Origin of the sequence: Actinomycetospora callitridis, from assembly GCF_028737265.1 — a bacterium.
In the GTDB taxonomy this organism is placed as follows: Bacteria; Actinomycetota; Actinomycetes; order Mycobacteriales; family Pseudonocardiaceae; genus Actinomycetospora; species Actinomycetospora callitridis.
In genome coordinates, this window is record NZ_JAQZAK010000002.1 from 952,262 (window position 1) to 976,778 (window position 24,517).

Annotated in this window: 25 protein-coding genes and 1 pseudogene; 8 read left to right on the forward strand and 18 right to left on the reverse strand. The window is 72.7% G+C overall.

Going from position 1 to position 24,517, the window contains the following annotated elements; all coding sequences use genetic code 11:
* Positions 1–139 precede the first annotated feature (139 nt).
* From PH191_RS10495 to PH191_RS10505, 3 genes are all read right to left on the reverse strand, one after another.
* Complete coding sequence (locus tag PH191_RS10495) at positions 140–961, reverse strand: GAF and ANTAR domain-containing protein (RefSeq protein ID WP_274194511.1); 822 nt, start codon at positions 959–961, stop codon at positions 140–142.
* 190 nt (positions 962–1,151) lie between these two features.
* Entirely contained in the window at positions 1,152–1,883 is a 732-nt protein-coding gene (locus tag PH191_RS10500) for a GAF and ANTAR domain-containing protein (RefSeq protein WP_274194512.1), read from the reverse strand.
* 152 nt (positions 1,884–2,035) lie between these two features.
* On the reverse strand, positions 2,036–2,431 hold the full coding sequence (locus PH191_RS10505; protein WP_274194513.1) for a hypothetical protein: 396 nt from the start codon (positions 2,429–2,431) through the stop codon (positions 2,036–2,038).
* A gap of 362 nt (positions 2,432–2,793) precedes the next feature.
* Between PH191_RS10505 and PH191_RS10510 the strand changes: the two genes are divergently transcribed.
* Positions 2,794–3,033, forward strand: coding sequence for a hypothetical protein (locus PH191_RS10510; RefSeq protein ID WP_274194514.1), 240 nt, complete (start codon positions 2,794–2,796; stop codon positions 3,031–3,033).
* Positions 3,033–3,281, forward strand: a complete 249-nt coding sequence (locus tag PH191_RS10515) for a hypothetical protein (RefSeq protein ID WP_274194515.1) — start codon at positions 3,033–3,035, stop codon at positions 3,279–3,281. The genes PH191_RS10510 and PH191_RS10515 overlap by 1 nt, the downstream gene beginning before the upstream one ends.
* Before the next feature lie 67 nt (positions 3,282–3,348).
* On the opposite strand, the gene PH191_RS10520 is transcribed toward PH191_RS10515, so the two are convergent.
* The 3 genes from PH191_RS10520 to PH191_RS10530 form a co-directional block, all read right to left on the reverse strand.
* On the reverse strand, positions 3,349–3,735 hold the full coding sequence (locus tag PH191_RS10520) for a hypothetical protein (RefSeq protein WP_274194516.1): 387 nt from the start codon (positions 3,733–3,735) through the stop codon (positions 3,349–3,351).
* A 384-nt stretch (positions 3,736–4,119) separates the two neighbouring features.
* A complete protein-coding gene (locus PH191_RS10525) occupies positions 4,120–4,623 on the reverse strand; it encodes a DUF4234 domain-containing protein (RefSeq protein ID WP_274194517.1) in 504 nt (167 codons plus the stop codon).
* 405 nt (positions 4,624–5,028) lie between these two features.
* Entirely contained in the window at positions 5,029–5,673 is a 645-nt protein-coding gene (locus PH191_RS10530; RefSeq protein ID WP_274194518.1) for a class I SAM-dependent methyltransferase, read from the reverse strand.
* A gap of 511 nt (positions 5,674–6,184) precedes the next feature.
* Between PH191_RS10530 and PH191_RS10535 the strand changes: the two genes are divergently transcribed.
* Entirely contained in the window at positions 6,185–7,594 is a 1,410-nt protein-coding gene (locus PH191_RS10535) for a site-specific integrase (protein ID WP_274194519.1), read from the forward strand.
* A gap of 105 nt (positions 7,595–7,699) precedes the next feature.
* Here PH191_RS10535 and PH191_RS10540 read toward each other — a convergent pair whose 3' ends face one another.
* From PH191_RS10540 to mshA, 3 genes are all read right to left on the reverse strand, one after another.
* Positions 7,700–9,289, reverse strand: a complete 1,590-nt coding sequence (locus PH191_RS10540; RefSeq protein WP_274194520.1) for an AMP-binding protein — start codon at positions 9,287–9,289, stop codon at positions 7,700–7,702.
* A gap of 319 nt (positions 9,290–9,608) precedes the next feature.
* On the reverse strand, positions 9,609–10,112 hold the full coding sequence (locus PH191_RS10545) for a type III secretion system chaperone family protein (protein WP_274194521.1): 504 nt from the start codon (positions 10,110–10,112) through the stop codon (positions 9,609–9,611).
* Positions 10,109–11,401 (reverse strand): D-inositol-3-phosphate glycosyltransferase, encoded by a 1,293-nt coding sequence (gene mshA / locus PH191_RS10550; protein WP_274194522.1) that lies wholly within the window; start codon positions 11,399–11,401, stop codon positions 10,109–10,111. The genes PH191_RS10545 and mshA overlap by 4 nt, the downstream gene beginning before the upstream one ends.
* A 138-nt stretch (positions 11,402–11,539) precedes the next feature.
* Here mshA and PH191_RS10555 point away from each other — a divergent pair, with 138 nt between their 5' ends.
* Entirely contained in the window at positions 11,540–12,316 is a 777-nt protein-coding gene (locus tag PH191_RS10555; RefSeq protein WP_274194523.1) for an SDR family NAD(P)-dependent oxidoreductase, read from the forward strand.
* Here the strand turns inward: PH191_RS10555 and PH191_RS10560 are convergent.
* The 3 genes from PH191_RS10560 to PH191_RS10570 form a co-directional block, all read right to left on the reverse strand.
* The gene (locus PH191_RS10560; RefSeq protein WP_274194524.1) at positions 12,313–13,473 is read right to left on the reverse strand and encodes a L,D-transpeptidase; all 1,161 of its coding nucleotides are present in this window, start codon (positions 13,471–13,473) and stop codon (positions 12,313–12,315) included. The genes PH191_RS10555 and PH191_RS10560 overlap by 4 nt on opposite strands.
* A 73-nt stretch (positions 13,474–13,546) precedes the next feature.
* Positions 13,547–14,734, reverse strand: coding sequence for a L,D-transpeptidase (locus PH191_RS10565; protein ID WP_274194525.1), 1,188 nt, complete (start codon positions 14,732–14,734; stop codon positions 13,547–13,549).
* Positions 14,735–14,849: 115 nt separating this feature from the next.
* Positions 14,850–15,974, reverse strand: coding sequence for a UDP-N-acetylmuramate dehydrogenase (locus tag PH191_RS10570; RefSeq protein WP_274194526.1), 1,125 nt, complete (start codon positions 15,972–15,974; stop codon positions 14,850–14,852).
* Between the two features lie 25 nt (positions 15,975–15,999).
* Here PH191_RS10570 and PH191_RS10575 point away from each other — a divergent pair, with 25 nt between their 5' ends.
* Both PH191_RS10575 and purU read left to right on the forward strand, forming a co-directional pair.
* On the forward strand, positions 16,000–16,500 hold the full coding sequence (locus tag PH191_RS10575) for a DUF2505 domain-containing protein (protein WP_274194527.1): 501 nt from the start codon (positions 16,000–16,002) through the stop codon (positions 16,498–16,500).
* A gap of 2 nt (positions 16,501–16,502) precedes the next feature.
* Positions 16,503–17,402, forward strand: coding sequence for a formyltetrahydrofolate deformylase (purU, locus tag PH191_RS10580; protein ID WP_274194528.1), 900 nt, complete (start codon positions 16,503–16,505; stop codon positions 17,400–17,402).
* Positions 17,403–17,451: 49 nt separating this feature from the next.
* On the opposite strand, the gene PH191_RS10585 is transcribed toward purU, so the two are convergent.
* The 6 genes from PH191_RS10585 to PH191_RS10610 all read right to left on the reverse strand — a co-directional run bounded on the left by PH191_RS10585 (position 17,452) and on the right by PH191_RS10610 (position 22,061).
* Entirely contained in the window at positions 17,452–18,429 is a 978-nt protein-coding gene (locus PH191_RS10585; protein ID WP_274194529.1) for a pirin family protein, read from the reverse strand.
* Positions 18,430–18,510: 81 nt separating this feature from the next.
* Complete coding sequence (locus PH191_RS10590) at positions 18,511–19,071, reverse strand: YbaK/EbsC family protein (RefSeq protein ID WP_274194530.1); 561 nt, start codon at positions 19,069–19,071, stop codon at positions 18,511–18,513.
* Positions 19,068–19,367, reverse strand: coding sequence for a DUF2516 family protein (locus PH191_RS10595; RefSeq protein ID WP_274190949.1), 300 nt, complete (start codon positions 19,365–19,367; stop codon positions 19,068–19,070). The genes PH191_RS10590 and PH191_RS10595 overlap by 4 nt, the downstream gene beginning before the upstream one ends.
* Positions 19,368–19,497: 130 nt before the next feature.
* The gene (locus PH191_RS10600) at positions 19,498–20,220 is read right to left on the reverse strand and encodes a hypothetical protein (RefSeq protein ID WP_274194531.1); all 723 of its coding nucleotides are present in this window, start codon (positions 20,218–20,220) and stop codon (positions 19,498–19,500) included.
* A gap of 51 nt (positions 20,221–20,271) precedes the next feature.
* The gene (locus PH191_RS10605) at positions 20,272–20,736 is read right to left on the reverse strand and encodes a helix-turn-helix domain-containing protein (RefSeq protein WP_274194532.1); all 465 of its coding nucleotides are present in this window, start codon (positions 20,734–20,736) and stop codon (positions 20,272–20,274) included.
* A 116-nt stretch (positions 20,737–20,852) separates the two neighbouring features.
* Complete coding sequence (locus PH191_RS10610) at positions 20,853–22,061, reverse strand: DUF445 domain-containing protein (RefSeq protein ID WP_274194720.1); 1,209 nt, start codon at positions 22,059–22,061, stop codon at positions 20,853–20,855.
* Between the two features lie 749 nt (positions 22,062–22,810).
* Between PH191_RS10610 and PH191_RS10615 the strand changes: the two genes are divergently transcribed.
* Complete coding sequence (locus PH191_RS10615; protein WP_274194533.1) at positions 22,811–23,395, forward strand: TetR/AcrR family transcriptional regulator; 585 nt, start codon at positions 22,811–22,813, stop codon at positions 23,393–23,395.
* Positions 23,392–24,297, forward strand: a pseudogene (locus PH191_RS10620) (FAD-dependent monooxygenase); the annotation flags it as partial. The gene PH191_RS10615 and the pseudogene PH191_RS10620, both read left to right, overlap by 4 nt.
* Positions 24,298–24,517 lie beyond the last annotated feature (220 nt).

Consider the following 24,517-nt stretch of genomic DNA (forward strand, 5'->3'; position numbering starts at 1 on the left):
CATGGCAGAGGCTACCCGGCACACGGATCCCGACACCCGGCGACCGAGCGCAGGAGACCGGCGACCCCGGACCAGCGGCGGGCGACGAGGCTGGGCCACCCGTCGGCCGACCGACTCCCCGGGCTCGTCACCGGAGGAGTCAGAGGCCGCCGAGCTCGGGCGTCGCATGGTCCGAGGCGATGCTCGTCGTGAGCCATTGGGCGACCGCGGCGAGCTTCATGTTGGTCTCCTGCGACGAGCGCACGAGCATCTGGAACGCGGCGTCGTCGTCGATCTTGAAGCGTTCCATCAGGATGCCCTTGGCCTGCCCGATCAGGTCGCGGCTGTCGACGGCGCGCAGGAGGTTGGCCGCGGTGTCGCTGCCGTAGAGCAGCATGCTGGCCTGGACCCCGAAGAGCCCCGCCATCGTGCGGGACTCGTCGTCGAAGGCGTCGGGGGTGGCCGAGTACAGGTTCAGCGCGGCGCGCATGCGGCCGTCGGCCGAGAGCTGGGACGACATGAGAGCCCGGTAGCCGGCCTCGACCGCGCGCGGAGCGAACCGCGGCCACCGCTCGCCATCCGCACCGGCGAAGTCGCGAGCCACGACCAGCCCGCTGGGCGGCGGCTCTTCGAGGGCGGTGATGCACGGGCCCTCGTGCAGCTCACTCTGGACCTGGTCGAGCTTGCCGATCTCCGCGCTGGTGGGGTGTCGGGTCTCGACGCGTCCGTCCTGGGTCATCGAGATGCTGCCCGCGTCCACCCCTGGCACCGTCTGCACCGCCGAGACGACGATCTGGCGCAGCGTCTCCTCGAGGTCGCGGATGCTGCGCCGCCCGGCCAGTTCCCGGGCGACCTGGCGCAGGGCCACGACGAGCTGTTCGTTCTGCTCCGGCTGCATGGTGCCGTCCCCGTCTCCGTCGAGCGCGGAGGGCACGGGGCGCAGCACGTCAGGTGTGCTGGCCGGGCAGAGCCGAAGCGACATGCGCGGCGATCTCCCCTGCCCGCCGTGGTCGTGGGGGCCGGGGGAGGCACACATGAAGGACGAATCCGAACCGGGGCGCAGGAGGCCCCGTGTCCCGTGGGCGGCCGCGGGTTGACCGGTCGAGCACGCCCACGTTCACGGCGTAGGGAACACGTGCCCGGACCACCCGCCGCAGAAACACGCAGGGACGTCAGGTCGTGGCGGGCCTGGCCCGACGTCTGCCGGTTTCGGTGGTCAGCCAGCGTGCGACGTCGGTGAGCTTCATGTTCGTGTCCTGGGAGGACTTGACCAGCATGCGGAACGCGGCCTCGTCGTCGAGGGAGAAGCGTTCCATCAGGATGCCCTTGGCCTGCCCGATCAGGTCGCGGCTGTCCACGGCCCGTTGCAGGTGGTGCGCGGTGTCGGCGCCGTAGAGCAGCATCGCGGCCTGGATGCCGAACAGCCCCGCCAGAGTCTGGGCGTCCTGGTCGAACGCGTCCGCACCGGCCGAGTACAGGTTCAGCGCGGCCCGAGGACCCCCGTTGGCCGACAGCTGGGTCGACATCAGCGCCCGATAGCCGGCCCCGACCGCCTGCGGGGCGAACCGCGGCCAACGCTCGGCGTCGTCGCCGGCGAGGTCCCGCGCGATCACGATCCCGTCCTCGGGCGGGTCCTCGATCGCCGAGAGGCAGGGGCCTTCGTTCAGCTCGCTCTGGGTGCGGTCGAGCTTGCCGATCGCCTCGCTGCTGGGGTGGCGGGTCTCGACGCGCCCGTGATCGGTGATGGAGATGCTGCCCGCGTCCACCCCGGGGATGGTGGCCACGGCCGAGGTGACGATCTGCCCGAGCGTCTCCTCCAGGTCCTGGAGGCTGCGCCGGCCGGCCATGCTGCGGGCCGCGGCGCGCAACGCGGTGACGAGTTCGTCGTTCTGACGGGGATCCATGAGTGGTCCCACCTCTGAGATCGCGGCGGGGACGAGCGCGGCACCTCGATGGGTGCTGGTGTGCCAGGTAGAGCCAGGACGCCATGGGCTGCGTTCAGGACCACCCGGAGCGTTCGTGCCGAGACGAGCGCTCCGCGTCCGGTCAACGCCCGTCAGTTCGAACGCCGTGGCCCCCACTGTCCACCATCCGCACGCGCCCTGCCGACCGGGGGCAGATGGTCGGTCGTCGGGAGCGACGCTCGCCGACCGCCTGGTGACGAGGCGGCGTGGTGGCCGTCGAGGCTCGTCATCCGGCGCGCCATGGAGGCGGTCGAGGTGACGCCCTGGACCACGGCCAGGAGATTGTGGCTGGCTGCGGTGGTCGGGATGGACTCGAGACCGGTGGCACGCACGAGTGCGGCGAGGGCCTCGAGGTTCTTCGCCAGGTCCACGATCAGCTCGCTCTTGTCGCCGTCGCCGTGACCGAGCGAGCGACGTTCCGTGGCTTGACGGAGTGCGGCGGTCGCTTCGCGCAATGCACAGATGGCGTTCTCGGCGTCGTCGGCCACGGCGGCACTCCATGTCTCGGCGGGTGGGGCAATGCCTGTACCTGGACCCCGCCGATGTGGAGGCCGTCGACGTCAGTATGCCTGCGCTCGGCCCGGAGGCCCTGTCGTCGGTGCGGGTCATCGGTGGTGGGAATGGGAGGATCCTCGGCCGGTCGACGCCGTTTGACCTGGTCAGACGGTCACGACACATGCTCGCAGAATGTGCTCGACGCCGATCCGGATGGCGAGGTGCCGCGATGGCCCGTATGGTCCATCGCGACAGCACGGTTGACCTCCAGCCGGCGAAGAGACGGACAAGCGTGTCCGTACCCGCCCGACGGAGCCCGTGCGCTTGCCGATCGGCAATTCAGCTTCGGGACCGCATGGACCCCATCCTCGCCCGAGGTGACATGTCGATGACGAGAACGATGTCGAGTGGCGCGAACGATGTCCCGCACCTGGCGCAGGGCGACATCGAGCAATGGTGCACACCAGCCGCGACCTCTCTGGTCGGTGACGCCGGAAGCGCCTTGGCGATGGTGGTGTGGCAGCTGCTGGAGTGGGCGGACCGGCGGGCCAACGGCCAGGTCCGACGAGGACGACCGGGGCGCGGTGATCGCTGATGGCGGTCTCGCTGGCTGCCCACGACGGGCGCCTTCTGCGCTATGTCCTCGAGGATCTCCGCTATCCGGCTCGGTGGTGGGAGATCATGGCGGTGGCCGACCTCTACGGCCTCGCGGCCGCGAACCGGGCCGAACTCGCCCGACTCCCCCGACAGCTGTACGGGAGCATCGAGGCCGTGCTCGGCGCTCTGCCGGGAGCGGAGCGCCGCGGAGACCTCACCTCGCTGAGAGCAGGTCGGAGGCCCTAGGCGGAGGATCGCGGCGTCGTTCCGTCGTGGTTGCGTGGACCGCGCCGACCCTTGCCGACGACCTCGGTCAGGGGCCCACCGCGGGTTGGGACGAGGAGCGGAGCGCCGGCCGGCCGAGCACGATGAGCACGGCCCACAGCACACCGAGCACGGGGCCCAACGGCAGCGCGAAGCCCCACCAGAAGACGGCCGCTGCGGGCAGCAGCAGAAGAGCCAGGATGGCTCCGGCTCGGCGACCACGCCACACCATCGAACCCGCGACGATCTGGCCGACGCAGACCACCAGGAACAGGACGACGAGCGGGATCGTGGTGGGAATCCCGTACGCCTCGAACGGGCCCCCGCCGTAGGTGGGAAAGCCCAGCACGACCGGGACCCCGTGACCGGCCGACAGGCTCCGGATCGGGAAGACGCCGAAGACGCCGAAACCGAGGCCGTCGATGACCAGGGCCACGGCGGCCCCTCGAAGAGCCCAGTGGCGTCGCCCGACCGTTCGGGGACCTCGCGCAGGACCGCCACCGACCTGCGACGGCCCGGGGTCCATGCCGACATGGTCGACCCGAGCTTCGTCACCCGTCCATCGCTCTGGACGCACAGGACGATCAGGGGCGGGTGTCGGCGTGGGTGAGACCCCGCCCCGACCAGGAACCTACGTCGACGCCTGCTCGCGAGCGCGGAGATCCTTGCGCAGGATCTCAGACGATCTTGGCCTGCGCCGCTCTCACCTGCAGCAACGCGCTTCCACGGCGTCCGTGATCGCGATTCTGTTCCGTGGTGGTTCCGTGAACCGCGCCGTTCAGCCTCAACGATCGCCTGCCAGCACCGGCCGGCTGCGGACTCAGCCGCGGAGGGGAACCTCGGTGCCCGCGGGGCCACCGTACGAGTCGACTATCTTGTTCAGCTCGCTCTGGTAGTACAGCGACGCCAGCCCGAAGACGAAGCAGAGCAGCAGGCCGATACCTGCGCTGCAGGTCGGGCGCAGGCCGGCGGCCCGCTGGGCGTTGGCGATGCGGTTGCCGGTGTTGTAGAGCGACACCAGCGGAGCCACGATCGTCCAGCTCAGGAAGAGCAGCACCAGCATCGGTCCGGCGACCGGGACCACGCGGCGCCGGTCGAACTCGGCCATCTCGCGGTGAATCTTGTAGTACCAGACGTAGGTGTAGATACCGAGAGTGATCAGCGGCAGGCCGAGCCACACACCGACGGGGTTGCGACGCTTCATCGCCAGTCCGAGGTGCCCGGGCTGGGCGATTCCAGTGCTCGGGCGCTGGACCAGCTCAGCGCTGGCCGGCTTCGCCTGAGGCTGCCGGTAGTCCTGCGGGATGAAGAGTCGGTCCGTCACGTCGGACGAGCCCGGGATGTTCTGAGCCGGGCGACCGGAGCGCTGCGCCTGGACCTGCAAGGCCACCTGCGGCGAGGGCGTCGAGTGACGGCCGTCGGCCAGCGGACGCGGGCCAGACTCAGGCGCGACAGACATTCGTGGTTCCCCCGACGGGTCGGGCCGACTCGGCCGTTGCTCCGGCCTGTCCGGCCGCAGATGAACCACTTGTCGCCGTGTGGAGCCGCGTCGTTACCCGTCAACCGGATGAACCCTCCAGGCCACCAGGACGCCTCCCGTTGGACCGGCCTCGGGGTGTCTCCCTCGGCGGCGCTGCTCCGTCCGACCGCTCGGATGTGCCTGACCGCTTCCGAGCTTCGGGACCCTCAGTCCGAGGACTTGGCAGCCCCAACAAATCGCTACGCCCCTTTAGGGCAAGCGCTGAGCGGAGAGGATCGCCTGGGGCGCCTCGCCGCCCGGGTCGAGAATGGTCTGCGCCTGGACCTCGAAGCCGCCGTCGCCGAGCAAGGTCGCGACCTGGTCGGGCTGACGCCGGTAGACGCGGACGTTCATCGGGTGCCCGCCGTACCCCTCGGTCTTCAACCAAGAGTCCTCGCCGGCGTGGAAGAGCAGCTGCAATCGTCCGCCGGGCCGTACCGCGTCGTGGAAGCGGGAAAAGACCGCGGGCACCGCTTCATCGGGGACGTGGATCAAGGACTGCCACGCGAGCACGCCAGCAAGCGCCCCGTCGGCAAACTGCATGTCCGTCATCGAGCTGACCTCGAACCGCAGCGAGGGGTGGCACTTCCGAGCGATGTCGATCATGCGTGGCGAGAGATCGATGCCGAGGACATCAAGACCAAGAGCATCGAGACGCGCCGCAACATCGCCCGGCCCGCATCCAACGTCGGCGACCAGGCCACCACCGCACGCCTTGACCTGATCTGCGAACAAGGAGAGGGCCGACTTCAGGTAGGCGTGCCCGTCCAACGCACCGCGCACAAGCTCGGCGTAGCTCGCGGCAACCGTGTCGTACGACGATTCGGTGTCCGCCAGCCAGTCCTCGTTGCGCACGGTCCGCACCGTAATGCCGGTACCGACCTTCACCCCGATCGCAACACTGGCCCTCCCGATCCCTGTCAGACGAGCACCTTCGGGGTCTCTCCCTCGGCGGCGCGGGCTCTGCCCTGCCGGGGCGCTCGTGCGGGTGCAAGCGCCCCTGTCCTCGATGACCGGCGCGTGTGCCAGGTGGCGCTTGCGGCGGTGCGGGTGGTCTGGCAGCCCTCGGGCGCGTCGTCGTGGGTGAGGCCCCGTCCCGACCACCACTCCCCCACACCGGCAGTCACAGTCGTGGGCTCTCCTGAGGTCGGTGCCCTGGGTGAAGGGGCGGAGCGCCCTTCCCGCCGGAGGCTCGTCCTGCTCCCGGCTGTCACCGTGGTCCAGGTCGCCGCTGTCGTTGCCGTGGTGGGCGGCCCGGGGGCCGGCCGCGCGGCACGGGACGAAGTCAGGAGTGAGAGCGTGGCCGGCCCGGAAGGGCGGCCACCGCCGGCGCGCCAGCGCCGGCCCTCACCGTGGGTGGTGCCCGGTGAGCGGGCGGGTTCTCGGTAAAGGGGTAACAGCTCTTCGACCCGGACGCCGACGCCGCGAGGACCACGCCCCCAACCGCCGCGGCCCGGGGCGTGCTGGTGGTGCAGGCAAGGGCGCCGAGTCCGTCGAGAAGCAGCGCCAGGAGCGTTCCCAGGCCCGTCGCCGTGACCGCTGGACACGCCGCCGCCAACTCCGGCCGATCTCGTCGTTGAAGCGGGTGCAGCAGTGCGGCCACAAGATCGGCGGAACGGACGCTGGCCCGACGCTGGGGGTGATTACGAACAAGGACGGCACCCGCTCGGCGGCCTATGGCGGGCCAGATGTGGTCGACGTAAGCCACGGCCAGCTCGAGCACGGACCCGACGAGACGGACCTCCAGCGGCTTGCGAGCACCCACCTCCTGCCGCCACCGCGCCGCGACGAGGCGCTGGGCACTGAGGACCGGGCCGCCGTGTCGTGGCTGCGCCGTGCGTCCCGCCCGGCCACCGACCTCGCCGACTCCCTCGCCCTGGGCGCGCTCTTGCACGACCTCGGCACTGCGGCCGACGGCCGGGCCACCACCTCTTCCACGCACGACAAGCGCCGCGCGGTGCTGCACCGGGTGGCCGGCTACGCGATGGACACCGGCGTCCTGGCCGCCAACCCCGTCACGGGCCGGCGCACCGGGACAGCGCAGGTCACCGGGGGCGTCGACCCGCGGGTGGTCGTCAATCCTGCTCAAGCGCGTCAGCTTCTCGCGGCCGTCACCTACGTGTCGGGGCGTCGGCGTAGCGATCGTGAGCGGGGCTGGCAGCTTCGGGCGTTCTTCGCCTGCCTCTACTACGCCGGTCTACGTCCCGGTGAGGCCCAGCAGCTCCGCGACACCGACGCGAAGCTCCCGGCCGCCGGCTGGGGCGAGCTGGTCCTCTCCGGGTCGCTGACCGGCGTCTCGGGCGAGCACTACAACGACGGCCTGCGTGATCCCGACGCCCGACCGCTCAAGCGTCGCCGTCGTGAGGCCGTGCGCCGCGTGCCCGCTCCACCGGCGCTCGTCGCGATCCTGCGTGATCACCTCGACCACTACGGCGCCGCAGCCGACGGCCGACTGTTCCCTGCGCTGAGCGGCGGGCGGGTCCGCGAGTCGGTCTACACGCGCATCTGGAAGGAGGCCCGCGAGATCGGCCTCAGCCCCGCAGGCGGCCTCACCGCTGGCGGCCCGCCCGTACGACCTCCGGCACGCGGCGCTGTCCTCCTGGCTCAACGCCGGGGTGCCGCCCACCGAGGTCGCCGAGCGGGCCGGCCACTCGGTCAAGGTCCTGCTCTCGGTCTACGCCGCGTGCCTCGACGGCGAGCGCGACGCCTACAACGCCCGCATCCAAGATCTACTCGACGGAGAGGCTTGATCGACTATGCAAGATCCGTTCCGTGACTGTTCCGTGGATTTCGCCGCAGAACGACGCAGCACCCACAACACCTCACAACGGACATTCGTCGTTGTCGCAGGTCAGAGGCGTTGTGGCGCTGGTCAGCGACCCTAGGCGTTGGCCGCCTCGCGGGCGCGGAGATCCTTGCGCAGGATCTTCCCGGACGCCGACTTGGGGATCTGGTCGATGAACTCCACCACCCGCACCTTCTTGTGCGGGGCGATGCGCTCGGCCACGAAGCCCATGACGTCGTCGCCGGAGAGCTCGGCGCCCTGCTGGAGGACGACGAACGCCTTGGGGATCTCCTCGCCGTCGGCGTCCTTGACCCCGATGACCGCGGCGTCGGCGATCCCGTCGTTGGTCAGCAACAGCGCCTCGAGCTCGGCCGGCGGCACCTGGTAGCCCTTGTACTTGATCAGTTCCTTGACGCGGTCGACGATGTGGAAGACGCCTTCGTCGGTGACGGTGGCGACGTCGCCGGTGTGCAGGAAGCCGTCGGCGTCCAGGGTCTCTGCGGTGGCCTCGGGGTTGTTGAGGTACTCGCGCATCACGTTGGGACCGCGGACCCACAGCTCGCCGCGCGAGCCCTCCTCGCCCGTCTCGGGGTCGACGAGCTTGCACTCGATGTTGGGCAGCGCGACGCCGATCGAGTTGAGGTCCATGTCGGGACGGTCCTGCGGCATGGCGTGGCTGACGGGGCTGAGCTCGGTCATCCCGTAGCCCTGCAGCACGGTGCAGTTCAGGCGCTTCCCGACGGCGTGCCCGAGCTCGGCGTCGAGCGCGGCGGCGCCGGAGAACACGATGTCGACGCAGTCGATGTCGTACTGGTCGACCATCGGGTGCTTGGCCAGCGCGACGGCGATCGGCGGGGCGATGTAGACGCGGTCGACGCGGAACTCGGAGATGATCCGCAGGAACTCCGCGAGATCGAACTTGGGCATCGTCACGACGGTGGCCCGCACGTAGATGCCGTGGTTCATCATCACGGTCATGCCGTAGATGTGGAAGAACGGCAGCACCGCGAGGATCTTCGAGTCGGCACCGGTGCTCGCGTTGAGCACCTGGAACTGGACGAGGTTGGCCACGAGGTTGCGGTGGGTGAGCACCACGCCCTTCGCCCGCCCGGTGGTCCCCGAGGAGTAGGGCAGTGCGGCGACGTCGTCGCCGGTCACCGTCACCTGCGGGCGCTCGGCCGTGGTCGAGAGCAGGTCGGCGAGCCCGTTCTCGGGTCGCGGGGTGCCGGCGTCGTCCCGGGTGCCGTCGATGAGGACGGTCTCGGTGACGACGACGCCGTCCTGCTCCGTCGCGGCGCGGGCCCGGTCGAGGAACGCGGTGATGGTGACCAGCATCTTCGCGCCGGAGTCGCGCAGCTGGAAGGCGAGCTCGTCAGGGGTGTAGAGCGAGTTGACCGTGGTCACCGCGACGCCCGCCGCGAGCGCGCCGTGGAACACGACCGGGTAGTAGGCGTTGTTCGGCGCGAACAGGGCGATCACGTCGCCGCGGCCGAGGCCCCGCTCGCCGAGGGCGGCCGCGAAGCGGTCGATCGCTCCGGCGAGCTCGCCGAACGTCGTCTGCGCACCGGACGATCCGTCGATGATCGCCACGCGGGCGGCGTCGGCGTCACTCAGGTCGCCGAAAAGGAACTCGGGCAGACCCACGTCCGGGATGTCGACGTCGGCGTACGGGCTGCGGACGACCATGCGGGAACTCCTCGTCGAGCGCGGGACGGCAATGCGGAGGTAAACCTACCTGTCGGTACGGCCGATCGTCTGCCCTCTCGCATGATCTCTCTGTGATCAGGTGCGCGGATGACGGCCCCGATGGTCACCCGTTCGGCCGTACGGCGGCGTCTTGCCCCCCGTCTTGCGTGGTGGGACAGTGAGCGCGAGAAGCCGATTCGCCCCACGGTTCGGCCGAGGCGTGGCTCACGTGTGCCCGTTCGCCTGTGCGAGCGCTCCAGGACGCCCGCCGCCGGCGTCGGATGCCCCCCGTCCCACGCCGGCGGCGTGGCCCGGTGGCTCAGTCGCGGCCCTCCACCAGGTGCGCGAAGGCCGAGAGGTTCGCCAGCGACTCCCCCCGCGACTCCCGCCACGCCCACTCGCGGCGGATCGACGTGGCGAAGCCGAGCTCGAGCAGGGTGTTGAAGTCGCCGTCGGCGGCCTCCAGCACCTGCCCGAGGATGCGGTCGATCTCCTCGTCGATCACCGCGTGCCGCGCCACGCGCCCGACGAGGTGGATGTCGCCGGCCCGGTCGATCGTGTAGTGCACGCCGTAGAGCCGGGCGTTGCGCTGCAGGAGGAAGCGGTAGACCTCCTCGAGGTTCTCGTCCGCGTGCCGGCACACGAACGCCTCGACCAGCAGCGCGTGGGGCGTGAGCACCAGCCAGCAGTGCGTGGCGAGCTTCTTCGTGCCCGGCAGCGTCACGAAGAAGCGTCCCGGACCCGGGCGGGTGTAGGTCAGCTCGCGCTCGTCGAGGGCGTCGACGAGCACCTTCTCCAGCTCGTCCGGGGCAGGGGAGCTCACACCGCCATCCCTCGTGTCCGGTCGCGGTCCTTCGCCCGCGAGGCCTCGGCGTACGTCGCGAGCAGCGCGTCGGCCGTGCGGTCCCAGGAGAACATCGCCGCGTGCTCGACGGCGCCGGCGGAGAACCGCTGGCGCCCGGCCCGGTCGAGGCCGACGCGCTCGAGGGCGTCGGCCCAGTGCTCGGGGTCGTGGCCGTCGACCAGCAGTCCCGAGCGCTCGTGGGCGACCGCGGTGGGCAGCCCGCCCACGGCGGCGGCCACCACCGGGGTGCCGCAGGCCTGCGCCTCGAGGGCGACGAGACCGAAGGACTCCGAGTAGCTGGGCACCGCGACGACGTCGGCGGCGCGGTAGACCTGCGCGAGCTCGTCGCCGCGGCGGGGCGGGAGGAAGCGCACGACGTCGGCGATCCCCAGCTCCCGGGCGAGCGCCACCAGCGACTCCGGCTCGGCGAGCCCCGTGCCCGAGGGACCGCCGACGACGAGGACGACGAGCCGCGCACGCAGCTCCGGGCGGCGCGCGAGCATCGTCGCGGCGGCGCGCAGCAGGACGTCGGGCGCCTTGAGCGGCTGGATCCGCCCCACGAACGCCATCGCCGTGTCGTCGGGCCGGATCCCCAGGGCGGCGCGGGCGGCGTCGCGGTCGGACGCGGGGGTGAAGGTGCGCAGGTCGACGCCCGGCGCGATGGTGCGGACGCGGTCGGGGTCGGCTCCGTAGGCGGCGACGAGGTCGTCCGCCTCGGCCTGCGTCGACGTGACGAGGCGGTCGGCCTCGGCCACCACCTGCTCCTCGCCGACCACCCGCGACAGCGGCTCGGGCCGGTCGCCGTCGGCGAGCGACGCGTTCTTGACCTTGGCCAGGGTGTGCGCCGTGTGCACCAGCGGCACGCCCCACCGGTCCCGCAGGAGCCACCCGACCTGGCCGGAGAGCCAGTAGTGGCTGTGCACCACGTCGTACCAGCCCGGCTCGTGGCGGGCCTCGTCCCGCAGCACCCCGGCGGTGAACGCGCACAGCTGGCTGGGCAGGTCCTCCTTGCCGAGGCCGCCGTACGGCCCGGCGATGACGTGCCGGACCAGTACTCCGGGCGCCAGCTCGGCCACCGGCGGCAGGTCGGACGACGTCGCCCGCGTGAAGATCTCGACCTCCACGCCGCGCTGGGCCATCCGCCGGGCCGTCTCCACGACGTAGACGTTCATGCCGCCCGCGTCCCCGGTGCCGGGCTGGGCGAGCGGTGAGGTGTGCAGTGAGATGACCGCGACCCGGCGGGGTCGTCCCGGATGCGGACGAACCACCCGACCGGGGGGACGGGAACGGGTCGCCGGAGATGCCGTCGCCGTCGTCGCCGCCGGGGTCACCCCGCCAGCTTAGGTGTGCCGGGCCCTCGCGGGCTCGCCGAGGACCACGTGACGAACAGACCTAGGGTGCGGGGCATGAGCACGCCCACACCGGGAACCGACCGTCCCCTCGCCGTCGTCACCGGCGCCAGCTCGGGGATCGGGGCCGCCACCGCGCGCGCCCTCGCCGCCGACGGCTGGCACCCCGTCCTCGGCGCGCGCCGCGTGGAGCGCCTCACGGAGGTCGCCGACGAGGTCGGCGGCACCGCCCTGCCCCTCGACGTCACCGACGCGGACTCGGTGGCCGCCTTCGTCGACGGCGTACGCGACCTCGTCACCCCGCAGAGCCCGCTGCGCGGCCTGGTGAACAACGCCGGCGGCGCCAAGGGCACCGAGAAGGTGATCGAGGCCGACGAGGAGAAGTGGCGCTGGATGTGGGAGTCCAACGTCCTCGGCACCCTGCGCGTCACGAAGGGCCTGCTGCCGCTGCTGATCGACTCGGGCGACGGCCACGTCGTCACCATCACCTCGATCGCCGGCCTCGAGGTCTACGACGGCGGCTCGGGCTACACCGCCGCCAAGCACGCCGAGGGCGCCATGCACCGCACCCTGCGCGGCGAGCTGCTCGGGGAGCCCGTGCGCGTCACCGAGATCGCGCCCGGCGCGGTGGAGACCGAGTTCGCGCTCGTGCGGTTCGCGGGCGACGAGGACCGTGCGGCCAAGGTCTACGAGGGCATCACGCCGCTGGTCGCCGAGGACGTCGCCGAGGTCGTGGCGTTCGCCATGAGCCGGCCGTCGCACGTCAACCTCGACACCATCGTCCTCAAGCCCCGCGACCAGGCCACGGGGATGCGCTTCCACCGCACCACCTAGAGCGCGGACATCCCCTGCCACTCCGCCCACGGGATGGCCCAGTCGTAGATGTCGCCGTCCCTGGGCGAGTAGTTCACCCCGGAGTTGGTGACCTCCACCGGGTCGCCGTACTGGGCGGTGTCGTAGTACGCCCGGGCATCGGCCTCGGAGAGGTTGATGCAGCCGTGGGTGACGTTGCTGGAGCCCTGGGCGCCGGTGGACGCCGGGTTGGCGTGGATGAACTCGCCGTTGTTGCTGATGCGTACGGCCCAGCGCTCGACGAGGTCGTAGCCGTACTGCTCGCTGACCATCCGCTTGTTGGTGAACTTCTCGGTGACGACGTGGATGCCCGAGCGCGTGGTGCGGTTCGGGTCGGAGTCGGTCCCGTAGCTCGCGGGGACGTCCATCACCTGCTGGCCGTCGCGGATGACGACCATGCGGAAGCTGTTGACGTCGGCCTGCACGACCTGCGAACGGCCGATCCGGAACGACGTCGTGAGGTCCTCACGGCCCCACGCGCCGCCGCCGAACGGCGTGCCGAGGAGGTTCGCGCGGACGTCGACCTGCGTGCCGGGCCACCAGTACTCCTTCGGACGCCAGTGCACCCGCGACCCGCCGTCCTGGTCGGGCAGCCAGGCCCAGGAGCCCTCGGTGGGCACCGACGTGCGCACCTGCAGCGCCCGCTCCACCGCCGCCTTGTCCTCCACCGGGGCCGCGAACTGGATCGTGATCGGCGCCGCCACCCCCACCTCGCGGTCGTCCCCGATGTTCAGCGTGGCCCGGACGGTCTGCCCGGGCGCGACCGTGGTGAACGAGCCGGTGACCGGCGAGGAGCTCCCGCCGGGCCCGGTGGCCGTGCCGCCCCAGGTGTAGGTGGCGCCGTAGGCCAGCGGGCCGGACGGCGTCCAGCGCTTCCGGTCGGGCGACAGCGTGCCGGCCACGGCACCGCCCGGCGAGGCGGTGAGCGTGACGTCGGTGAACGTCCCCTCGGTGCTGGCCGCGACGGTGGCCCGCGGCGCGACGTCGGCGGCGTTCGCGGCCGGCTCGACCGCCACGCCGACCGGCGGCGGCGCCTCGGTGGACGCGCCGGGTGCGCCGGACGTCGGCGCCCCCGAGCCGCAGGCCGTCAGCACCACCAGCAGCAGCCCGCTGAGCACCGTGACGAGCGCCCGACCCATGCGTCCCCCGAACCTCTCCCGGTGCGTCGCCACCATCGTGGCACCGCACCCCGACGGCCCGCCGGGTCGAGGATCAGCTCAGCGCCGACATCCCGCGCCAGGTGTCCCAGTCGAGGGCCCAGTCGTAGACGTCCCCGTCGGCGGCGGAGAGCTGGACCGGGGAGTTCGTGACCTCGACGGGGTCGCCGTAGATGGCGGTGTCGTAGTACGCCCGCGCGTCGGCGGTCGAGAGGTTGACGCAGCCGTGGGTGACGTTGCTCGACCCCTGGGCGCCGGCCGAGGCCGGGTTGGCGTGGATGAACTCGCCGTTGTTGCTCATCCGCACGGCCCAGTGCTCGATGAGGTCGTAGCCGTACTGCGCGCTGGTCATCCGCTTGTTGTCGAACTTCTCGGTGACGACGTGGGTCCCGCTGCGCGTGATGCGGTTGGGGTCGCTGCCCAGCCCGTAGCTCGCGGGGACGTCCATGACCTGCTGGCCGTCCCGGATCACGACCATCCGGTGGCTGGCGACGTCGGCCCGCACGATCTGCGAGCGCCCGACGGTGAGGTGGTTGGTGAGGTCCTCACGCCCGTAGGCCCCGCCGCCCAGGTCCACGCCGTACAGGTCCGCCGCGACGTCGACGACCGTGCCGGGCTGCCAGTACTCCTTCGGCCGCCAGTGCACCCGCGATCCCAGCGCGTCGTCGGGCAGCCAGGCCCAGGAGCCCTCGGTGGGCACCGACGTGCGCACCTGCAGGGCCCGCTCCGCGGCGGCCTTGTCGGCGACCGGGCCGTCGAACTGGATGGCGATGGGCGCGGCCACGCCGACGGTGGCGTCGTCGGGCTGCGCGAACTGTGCGCGCACGACCCGCTCCGGGCTCACCGTGGTGAAGCCACCCGCGACCGGCGTGGTGGCCCCGTCGGCGCCCACCGCGACACCGGACCAGGTGTAGGGCTTGCCGTAGCCGAGCGCCTCCGTGGCGGCCCAGCGGTGTCCGTCCGGGGTCACGGCCCCGGCGATCGGGCGGCCGTCGGCGCCGGTCAGCGCGACGTCGCGCAGGGCGGCGTCCGGCGCCGTCACGCTGATCTCGCCGCCCGGGTCGACGTCGGCGCGCCCCGGTACGGCCGTCGTGGTCACGGTCGGGGGCTGCGTCGCGTCACTCCCCGCCGGCCGGGGCGTCGCACCCGCAGCCGCACACCCCGCGACGACTCCCGCGACGGCGACGAGCGCCACCACCACGGCCAGCACACCCTGCACGCGTTCCCGCACCCCGAGGGCCACCTCTCCTGATCGATCCCGAACGCATGACGCGAACGGCCCCGGGGCGGTTGTCAGGCCACGGGCACACTCACACCCGTGGCCCAGTGATCGTGAGGGGCGTCTCGCCGCAACTCGGTCAGAGGGCGCAGGCGACGAGCACGGGCTCGGGTTCGAGGAGGAGACCGAAGGCGGCGTCGACCCGGTCGCGCACATCACGGGCGAGCGCCAGGAGGTCGTCGGTGGTCCCGCCGCCGCGGTGGGTCAGGGCGAGCGTGTGCTTGGTGGAGACCCGCGCCGGGGCGTGCTCGCCCGGGTGCCCGCGCGGGACGCCCGCGCGCTCGATGAGCGCGGCCGCGGAGAGCTTGACCAGCCCTCCCGGCTGCGGCCACGCCGTGACAGGGACCTGGCCCGCCGCCTCCGTGCGGGCGGCGACGCGGGCCGCGGTGGCCTCGTCGACCACCGGGTTGGTGAAGAACGAGCCCGCGCTGCGGCTGTCGGGGTCCGCGGGGTCGATGACCATGCCCTTCCCGCGGCGCAGGGCGAGCACGGCGGCGCGCGCGTCGGCGACGGGCACCCGGGTGCCGGGCTCGACGCCGAGGGCGCGGGCGAGCTCGGCGTAGCGGACCGGGGCCGACAGGCCGTCGGTGGTGAGCCGGAAGCGCACGCCGAGGACGATCTCGCCGTCGACGTTGCGGGTGCCCTTGAGGCGGCTGGTGCGGTAGCCGAGACCGAGGTCGGCGGCCGGGACCGTGCCCCGGCGGCCGGTGCGGCGCGCGTAGAGGTCGACGTCGACGAGGAGATCCCCGACCTCGACGCCGTAGGCGCCCACGTTCTGCACCGGCGTCGCCCCGGTGCGCCCGGGGATGCCCGAGAGGCACTCGAGCCCGCCGAACCCGTCGGCGACGGTGTCGGCGACGAGCGCGTCCCAGTCGTGGCCGGCCTCGACGTGCAGGACGACGGAGTCGGCGTCGCGGCGCACGACCTCGTGGCCCTCGGTGTCGATGAGCAGCGCGGTGCCGGCGAACCCGGCGTCGCCGATGACGAGGTTGGAGCCCCCGCCGACGAGCAGCAGCGGCTCGCCCGCCCCGTCGGCGGCGCGGGCCCGCTCGACGACCTCGTCGGCCGTCGTCGCCCGCACCAGCCGGCGGGCGGGGCCGCCGAGACCGAGCGTCGTGTGCGGCGCGAGGAGCGTCGCGGCGTCGGTGTCGACGGGGCCGTCGCCCGCCGCGGGCGTCGTCTGAGCGGTCGGACCGGGTGCCACGGCCTCCGACGGTAACCTCCCGCCCGTGTCGACCCGCATCGCCCACCGCGCCACCTGGGACGTCCCCGCCGAGGAGGTGTACGCGGAGCTCGTCGACGGCGACCACCTCCGGGCACGCCTCGAGGAGCTCGGCGGCAAGGATCCCGCCCTCGTCGAACACTCCGTCGACGCCTCGGGCGCCCGGCTGGAGCTGCGCCACTCGGTGCCCGTGGAGTTCCTGCCGACGGCGGTCCGCCGCTTCACCGGCGACGACCTGGTCCTCGACCGCGTCGAGACCTGGCGCGTGCGCCAGGACGGCGGCTACGACGGCACGTTCGAGGTCACGGTCCGTGGCCTACCCGGGACGATGACCGGGACGCAGGAGCTCACCGACTCCGGCGGTGGCGCGGTCACCGAGATCCAGGGCGAGGCCACGGTGTCGGTGCCGATGGTCGGCGGGCGCATCGAGAAGGTCGTCGTCGAGCAGGTCGGCGCGCTGCTCGACGCCGAGGACGCCTTCACCCGCCGGCGGCTGGAGAAGCGCTGACCATGGCGACCCATCGCCTCGTCGTCACCCTGAGCTGCCCGGACCGCACCGGCATCGTCGCCACGATCACGGGACGGCTCGCGGCGCTCGGTGCGTCGATCACCGAGGCCGCGTACCACGCCGACACCGAGGCGGGCTGGTTCGTCACGCGCCAGGTCGTCGACGCCGCCTCGGTGCCCGGCGGGGCGGACGTGCTGCGCGTGGTGATGGGCCAGGTGGCCGCGGGCCTCGAGGTGCCCGGCGGCGACCCGGTGCGCTGGCAGGTGCGCGACGCCGCCGAGCCGCCGCGGGTGGTGCTGCTGGTCAGCAAGGAGTCGCACTGCCTGCACGACCTGCTCGGCCGGGTCTGGGGCGGCGAGCTCGAGATGGACGTGCGCGCGGTGGTGGGCAACCACGAGGTGCTGCGCCCGCTCGCCGAGGCCCACGGCGTGCCGTTCCACCACGTGCGGTTCCCCTCGCGCGCCGAGGACGACGAGGCCCGGTCCGGACGCGACGCCGCGTTCGCGCAGGTCGCCGCCCTCGTCGACGAGCACGACCCGGCGGCGATCGTGCTGGCGCGGTTCATGCAGGTGCTGCCGCCCGAGCTCTGCGAGCGGTGGGCCGGGCGGGCCATCAACATCCACCACAGCTTCCTGCCCTCGTTCGCCGGTGCCCGCCCGTACCACCAGGCCCACGCCCGCGGGGTGAAGCTCGTCGGCGCGACGTGCCACTACGTCACCGCGGACCTCGACGCCGGCCCGATCATCGAGCAGGACGTCAGCCGCGTGGACCACGCCGACACCGCCGAGGACATGGTCCGCCGCGGCCGCGACGTCGAGAAGCTGGTGCTGGCCCGCGGGCTGCGGGCCCACCTCGAGGACCGCGTGCAGGTGCACGCGGGCCGCACGGTCGTCTTCCGCTAGGTGCCTGCGGCATGTGAGCACTTTGCGGTGCTCTAGCACCGCAAAGTGCTCACGTGCGCGTGCGCACCCGCTCGGCGGGGATCGCGCCCAGCCGGCCGGCGTGGAAGTCGACCATCGCCTCCCGGACCTCCTGCTGGGTGTTCATGACGAACGGCCCGCCCCACGCCACCGGCTCGCGGATCGGGCGCCCACCGAGCAGCAAGACCTCCAGCTTCGGGTGCCGACCCTCCTGCCCGGGGTCCGCGGCGACCCGCAGCGACTCGCCCGGGCCGAAGACGACGAGCTGGCCGGTGCGCACCGGCCGCCGCTCGGCGCCGACGGTGCCGTCGCCGGACAGGACGTAGAGCAGCGCGTTCTGCTCGGGGTCCCAGGGCAGGTGCAGAGCGGCGCCGGGCTCGAGCGAGGCGTGCGCCATCGTCATCGGCGTGTAGGTCGAGCCGGGCCCCTCGTGCCCGCCGATCTCGCCGGCGATGACCCGCACGAGCGTCCCGGCGTCGGCGGAGGTCAGCAGCGCGGCCTGGCCCGAGCGGAGGTCCTGGTAGCGGGGCTGCACCCACTTCTGCGCCTGCGGGAGGTTCACCCACAGCTGCAGGCCGTGGAAGAGGCCGCCCGACGCGACGAGCGCCTCCGGCGGGCGCTCGATGTGCAGCACCCCGCCGCCCGCGGTCATCCACTGCGTGTCGCCGTTGGTGATCGAGCCACCGCCGCCGTGGTTGTCGGCGTGCTCGAACGTGCCGTCGATGATGTAGGTGACGGTCTCGAAGCCCCGGTGCGGGTGCCAGGCCGTGCCCTTGGGCTCGCCGGGCGCGTACTCGACCTCGCCCATCTGGTCCATGTGGATGAAGGGGTCGAGCAGCGCGAGGTCGACGCCGGCGAACGCGCGGCGCACCGGGAAGCCCTCGCCCTCGTAGCCCTGCGGCGCGGTGGTCACCGTGCGGACGCCCCGCTCGGTGACGCCGACGCGGGGTCCCGCGGGCTCGGGGATGCGGGGCAGGACCGTCAGGTCGGCGACCGTGAGAGCGGGCATCGTCCCCTCCTCAGTAGTTGAACGTTCAATGTGGAGCGGAGAACGTTCCCCGGGGGCGACCGATTCCCACCGGGACCCGCGTCAGCGGCCGAGGCCCTCGAGGGCCTCGGCCCCGGGCAGTGCACCCAGCGAGGCGCCGGGCACGAGGAGCTTGCTCTCGCGCCGGCCGCTGCCCACCACCACCGCGGGCGTGGCGAGCACCGCAGGGTCGACGAGGACGGGCCACGACGCCGGCAGCCCGAACGGGGTGATGCCGCCGTGGGCCATGCCGGTGAGCTCGACGGCCTCGTCCATCGGCGCGAACGACGCCTTGCGGACGTCGAGGCGCTTGCGGACGACGGTGTTGACGTCGGCGCGCATGGTGGCCAGCACGACGCAGGCGGCGAAGCGACGCTCGCGGGAGCGGGAGCCGGCGACGACGACGCAGTTGGCCGACGCCTCCAGCGGCGAGCCGTAGGCCTCGCAGAACGCGGCGGTGTCGGCGAGCGTGGGGTCGATCGCCGCGACCAGGCAGTCGGCGACGACGTCGGCCGGCAACGTGCGCAGGGCGTCGACGACGGGCCCGGCCAGCAGGTCGGTCCGCTCGAGGGCGGGCACCGGCTCCAGCGACCCGGCGATGGCCAGGGCGGCCGGCGACGTCACCAGCGCGGGCCCTGCTGGATCTCGATCACCCGCGGGCGCACGTCGACGATGTAGATGAGCACGGCGATGATGCCGACGAGCCAGAGGAAGCTGTAGGGGCCGCTGGTGGAGATCGCGAGGATCGCCAGGCCGACGCCGGTGATCGCGCACCAGACGGGCTTGGTCAGCTTGTCCGCGGCCGTGAACGCGTCGGAGCGCTGCATCAGGGCGTGCACGAAGGCGTACAGGCCCACCGGGATCCCCAGGAGCCACAGCACCAGCAGCACGTAGCCATCGAGGTTGTAGAGCACCGACACGCCACCACGATACGTGCCCCGTGCAGCGGGGCGACAGGCGCGCGGTCCTCCCCCGGACACACGACGACCCCGGGACGGCGGAGCGTCCCGGGGTCGTGTCGAGCAGAGCGTCACCGCACGGTGGCGGGAATCAGCCCTTGGGGGCCCGCTTGGCGCCGCCCGCGGTGGCCGCGGACTTCGGCGCGTTCTTCGGGCCCTGCTTCTTCGGCGCGGTGCGCGCGGCGGCCTTGCGCGTGGTGCTGCGCGTCTCGGACGCCACCTCGTCACCGGCCTCCTTGATCTCCTCGGAGAGCTCGGAGCCGGCCTCGGCGACGACCTCGGCGGCCTGGGCGCTGAAGCGCTGCGTGGTGCGGGCGGCGCGCTCGCCGACCGAACGGGTCTGCTTGGTGACCCCGGCGAGAGCGCTCTCACCGCGGACGCGGACACCCTCGACGGCGTCCTCGAGGCGGTCCTCGATCTCGCTCGAGACCTGGTCGACCGTGTTCAGCGCCTGCTTGACCTGCGGCTGCGACGTGATGTCGCGGTACGCGGACTCGCCGCGCTTGATGAGGTCGGTGTAGACGCTGCGGACGGCGGCCAGGTAGCTGTCGACCAGGCGGCGGAAGTCCTCCGCGGTCAGCTTGGTGCGCAGCTCCTGGACCTCGGCCGGGAGGTCCTCGACGCGGGCCTGCACCTCGGTGGCGCCGGACTGCACGCGCTCGGCGGCCTCACGGGCGGCGGCGACGGCCACGTCGCCGAGGCCCAGCACGGCCAGGGCGGGCTGGCGCAGCGGGTCGATGGCGTCCGAGACGGCCTTGCTGGCCTGGTCGCGGACCTCGCGGACGTCGAACTTGGTGGGGAAGGTGACAGCCATGGTCGTCCTCTCTCCTGAGTACGTGTGGGACGTGCGTGCCTGAGCGGTAGGTCAGGACGTGCGCGGGGCCGGTGCCTCGACTGCCTGGGCGGCAGCGTCGATGGCGGCCACGGCGAGCGCGGCGTCCTCGGTCCCGGTCGCGGTGCTGGTCTCGGCAGCGTTGCCGCGACGGAACGATTCGTAGATGTCGGTGAGCACCTGCTTCTGGCGCTCGGTCAGCTCCGTGTCCGACGCGAGGGCGTCGAGCACCGGGGAGTGCTCCCGGGGCTCGAGAATCCCTGCCCGGACGTACAGCGCCTCGGCGGAGATCCGCAGGCCGGTCGCGATCTGACCCAGGATCTCGGCGGACGGCTTGCGCAGCCCGCGCTCGATCTGGCTCAGGTAGGGGTTGCTGATCCCCGCGACCTTCGCGAGTTGACGGAGGCTGACCTCCGCGCCCTCACGCTGCCGGCGGATGTAGGCACCGATGTCCTCGACGGCCTGGCCGATCTTCTCGACCCCGTCCGTCCCGGACACCGATGACCACCTCCTCCGAACTCGCTGACACCCACGCTAACACGAGTGCTAGCTGGCGCAAGCACTGTGCTTGCGCAGGTCGCGTGGGCTGCCACACACACTTCCGGGGGACGGCGTCAGACGAGCAGCTCGCCCACCGTGTAGATCACCAGGCCCGCGAGGGCGCCGACGAGGGTGCCGTTGATGCGGATAAATTGGAGGTCACGGCCCACCTGGAGCTCGATCTTGCGGGAGGTCTCCGGGCCGTCCCAGCGGGCGACGGTGTCGGAGATCAGGGTGGAGATCTCGCTCGAGTAGCGGCCGACGACGTAGCCGGCGGCGTCGACGATCCAGCCGTCGATCTTGTCGCGGAGCTCGGGGTCGGTGTCGAGGCGCTCGCCGAAGCGGGCGACGCCGTCGGTGACCTTCAGCCGCAGCTGCGACGACGGGTCCTCGGCGGCGTCGAGCAGCATCGCCTTGCCGGTGGCCCACGCACGTGAGATGAGGGCCTGCACCTCGGGGTGCTCGAGGAGCTGGCGCTTGATGTCCTCGACCCGCGCGTTGGTGTCCGGGTCGTCCTGCAGGTCGGCGGCGAAGGAGATGAGGAAGCGGTCGACGGCCTTGCGCATCGGGTGGTCGGGGTCGGACTTCACCGCCCAGGCGAACGACAGGGCCTCGGCGTAGAGCCGGTCCCCGATCAGCCCGTCGACGAAGCGCGGCGACCAGCTCGGCGCCTGCTTGCTGACCAGCGCCATCACGGTGTCGTGGTTGTCGCGCACCCAGTCGTAGGCGCGGTCGCAGATCAGGTCGACGACGCGGCGGTGCGCCCCGTCGTCGAGCACCCCGGCCAGCAGCCGGCCCATCGGCGGGCCCCAGGGCTGGGCGACGACGCGCCGGGTCACGGCCTGGTCGACGACGGCCTGGATCTCGTCGTCGCGCAGCACGGTCACCGCGCCGCGGACGACGGTGGCGAGCTCGCCGGTCACGCGCGAGGCGTTGCCCGGCGTGGTGAGCCAGCCGCCGAGCCGCGCGGAGATCTGGGCGGCGCGCAGCTTCTCCCCGACGACCTTGGGGGCCAGGAAGTTCTCGCCGACGAAGCCCGAGAGGCTGGCGCCCAGCTGGTCCTTCTTGCGCGGGATGAGCGCCGTGTGCGGGATCTTGATGCCCAGCGGGTGACGGAAGAGCGCGGTGACCGCGAACCAGTCGGCGAGCCCGCCGACCATCCCGGCCTCGGCCGCGGCGCGCACATAGCCGGTGAACGCAGGCCCGCCGTTGCGCTCCCAGACGAGGAAGACGATCCAGATGATCGCGGCGCCGAAGAGGAACGACAGCGCCACGGCCTTCATGCGGCGCAGGCGGGTCCGCTTCTCCGGGTCGTCGACGAAATCCGGGATCAGGCCGCCCTCGCCGCCGGACGCGCGGCGGGAGGACGGGAGCGCGACGTCGTCGCGCCCACCGGTGACGGGCGGGCCGACGGGTTCGGTCGGCGGGTCGGCCTCCACGTCGCCACGTGTGCTGGCGCCGTCCGGGCCGTGGGCGGTCTGCACGTCTCCAGTGTCCCACCGGCGCCGTGCGGGGCCCGTCGAGCACAGGGACCTCGCATTCGGTCCAGTGAGGCGTCGAGGAGACGTGCGTCACGGCCGATTCGTCCCCCGGTCCGGTGAACCGGAGGACCACCCGGCGCGAATCGCGCACTGGGCGGCGAGAGTGCGTATCGCTCGGGCGACTTCGGTCGTTGGATAGATGCCGTTGTCGCCGTTGTTCGCGCCGAAGTCGTCGCACGGTCTCCACGGCCGCCGTCGTCCCACCGTGAACAGGGTCGTCGACACGTCCGAACGTGACCACCCGTGCCGTCCCTCGGGACGACCCGGTCCCCCGTGCGACCGACCGCGCCCGGCCGCACGGGGTCTCGCGTCCCCCGGTCGCCGTGCTGCCCCACGGTGACCGGGGGGCGCCCCCCTTCCGGCCTCCGGCCCCGTGCGCGCATGCCCGTGTCCCAGCACGGAGAAGCAGGCACGCGCCGACGCACACCCGCTCGACGACGTGCCCACCCACCGAATTGGGCAATCGTCCAAATCAGTGGTACTCCTCAGAGGTGTGCAGCGAACGCGGCCGGACCACCCGTGGTGCGGTGCTCGACGCCGCCGCCGACCTGATCGGCGAGCTGGGCTGGGGCCGGGTCAGCACGAGGGCGGTCGCGGAGCGGGCGGGTGTCCGGCCCGGCCTGGTGCACTACCACTTCGCCTCCCAGCAGGAGCTGCTCGCCGAGGCCGCCACCGGCCGCTTCGGCGTGTGGGCCGACGAGGGCCTCGCCGCGCTGGAGGCCACGCCCGACCTGCGCGCGGGCCTAACGCTGCTGCTGGAGTCGGTGGCGCACCTCGACCCCAGCGAACCGCTGCACCTCCTCGCGTCCGAGACCTACCTCGCGGCCTCGCGCGACCCCGCGCTCGCCGGCGCCCTGCGCCGGGTCGTGGCGGAGTTCCGGACGGGCCTCACCGGATGGCTGGTCTCCCGGGGCGTGCCGAGCGGCACCGCCGGGGAGTCGGCCGCCCTGCTCACCGCGGTCCTCGACGGGATCGCGCTGCACCGCGCCCTCGACCCGCAGCTGCCCCTGGACCGTGGCGTCGACGCGTTGCTCCGGACACTCACGACGACGGAGGCACCACCGTGCACGCAGTGATCAGTGGAGCGGGCATCTCGGGGCTCGCCACGGCGACGGGGCTGGCCGGTCTGGGCTGGCAGGTGACGGTGATCGAGGCCGCCCCTGCACCCCGCCGGGGCGGCTACATGATCGACTACTTCGGCCCGGGCTGGGCCGCCGCCGAGCGCCTCGGGGTGATGCCCGCCCTGCGCCGCCACGGCCGGATCTACACCGCGGCGCGTTACGTCGACCTCCACGGGCGCACGACCGGCCGGCTCCCCCTGGCGAGCCTCGCCCACGTGACCGGCGGCCGCTACTTCTCCGTCCTGCGCCCGGAGATCGAGGAGGCCCTGCGGGAGTCGCTCCCGCCGACGGTCGACGTGCGTTACGGGCGCACCGTGACGGCGGTCCAGCAGCCCGGGGCGGCCGGCAGCCCGGTCGGGGTCACGCTGGACGACGGCAGCACCCTCACCGCCGACCTCGTCGTCGCCGCGGACGGTCTGCACTCCTGCGTGCGGCGGCTCGTGGTCGGCGACGAGGTGGATCTGCTGCGCCCGCTGGGGTTCCAGACCGCGGCGTTCACCTGCTCCCATCCGGAGCTGGCGGCCCGGTTGGGTGACGAAGTGCTCCTGACCGACGTGGTCGGCGCGCAGGTCGGTCTGTTCGCCCTCGACCTCGGCGGCCGCGAGCAGCGTCCCGAGCCCGACCGGGGCCGGGTGTCCGTCTTCGTGATCCGCCGGGGCGGCAGCCGGCTCCCCGACGACCCCCGGAGCGCGGTCGTCGACGAGCTGGCCCGGCAGGGCGCGTGGGCCGCGGCGGTGGCCGACCGCGTACCCGACGCGCCCTACCTCGACGTCGTGGCGCAGTCGATCGTGCCGCGCTGGGTTCACGGCCGGGTGCTGCTGGCGGGCGACGCCGCGCACGCGGTCTCGCTGCTGGCCGGGCAGGGCGCGTCGCTGGCGATCGCGGGTGCGGTGGCGCTGGTCGACCGGATCGCCGCCGACGAGGACCTGGACGCCGCGCTGGCGGAGCACGAACGGACATGGCGTGCCGTCGTCGAGCCCGTGCAGGCCTCGGGACGCCGTGCCGCCGGCACGTTCGTCCCGCGCCACCGCCGGGACCTCTGGCTACGGCGGATCGTCCTGAGGGCGGCCCGCCTGC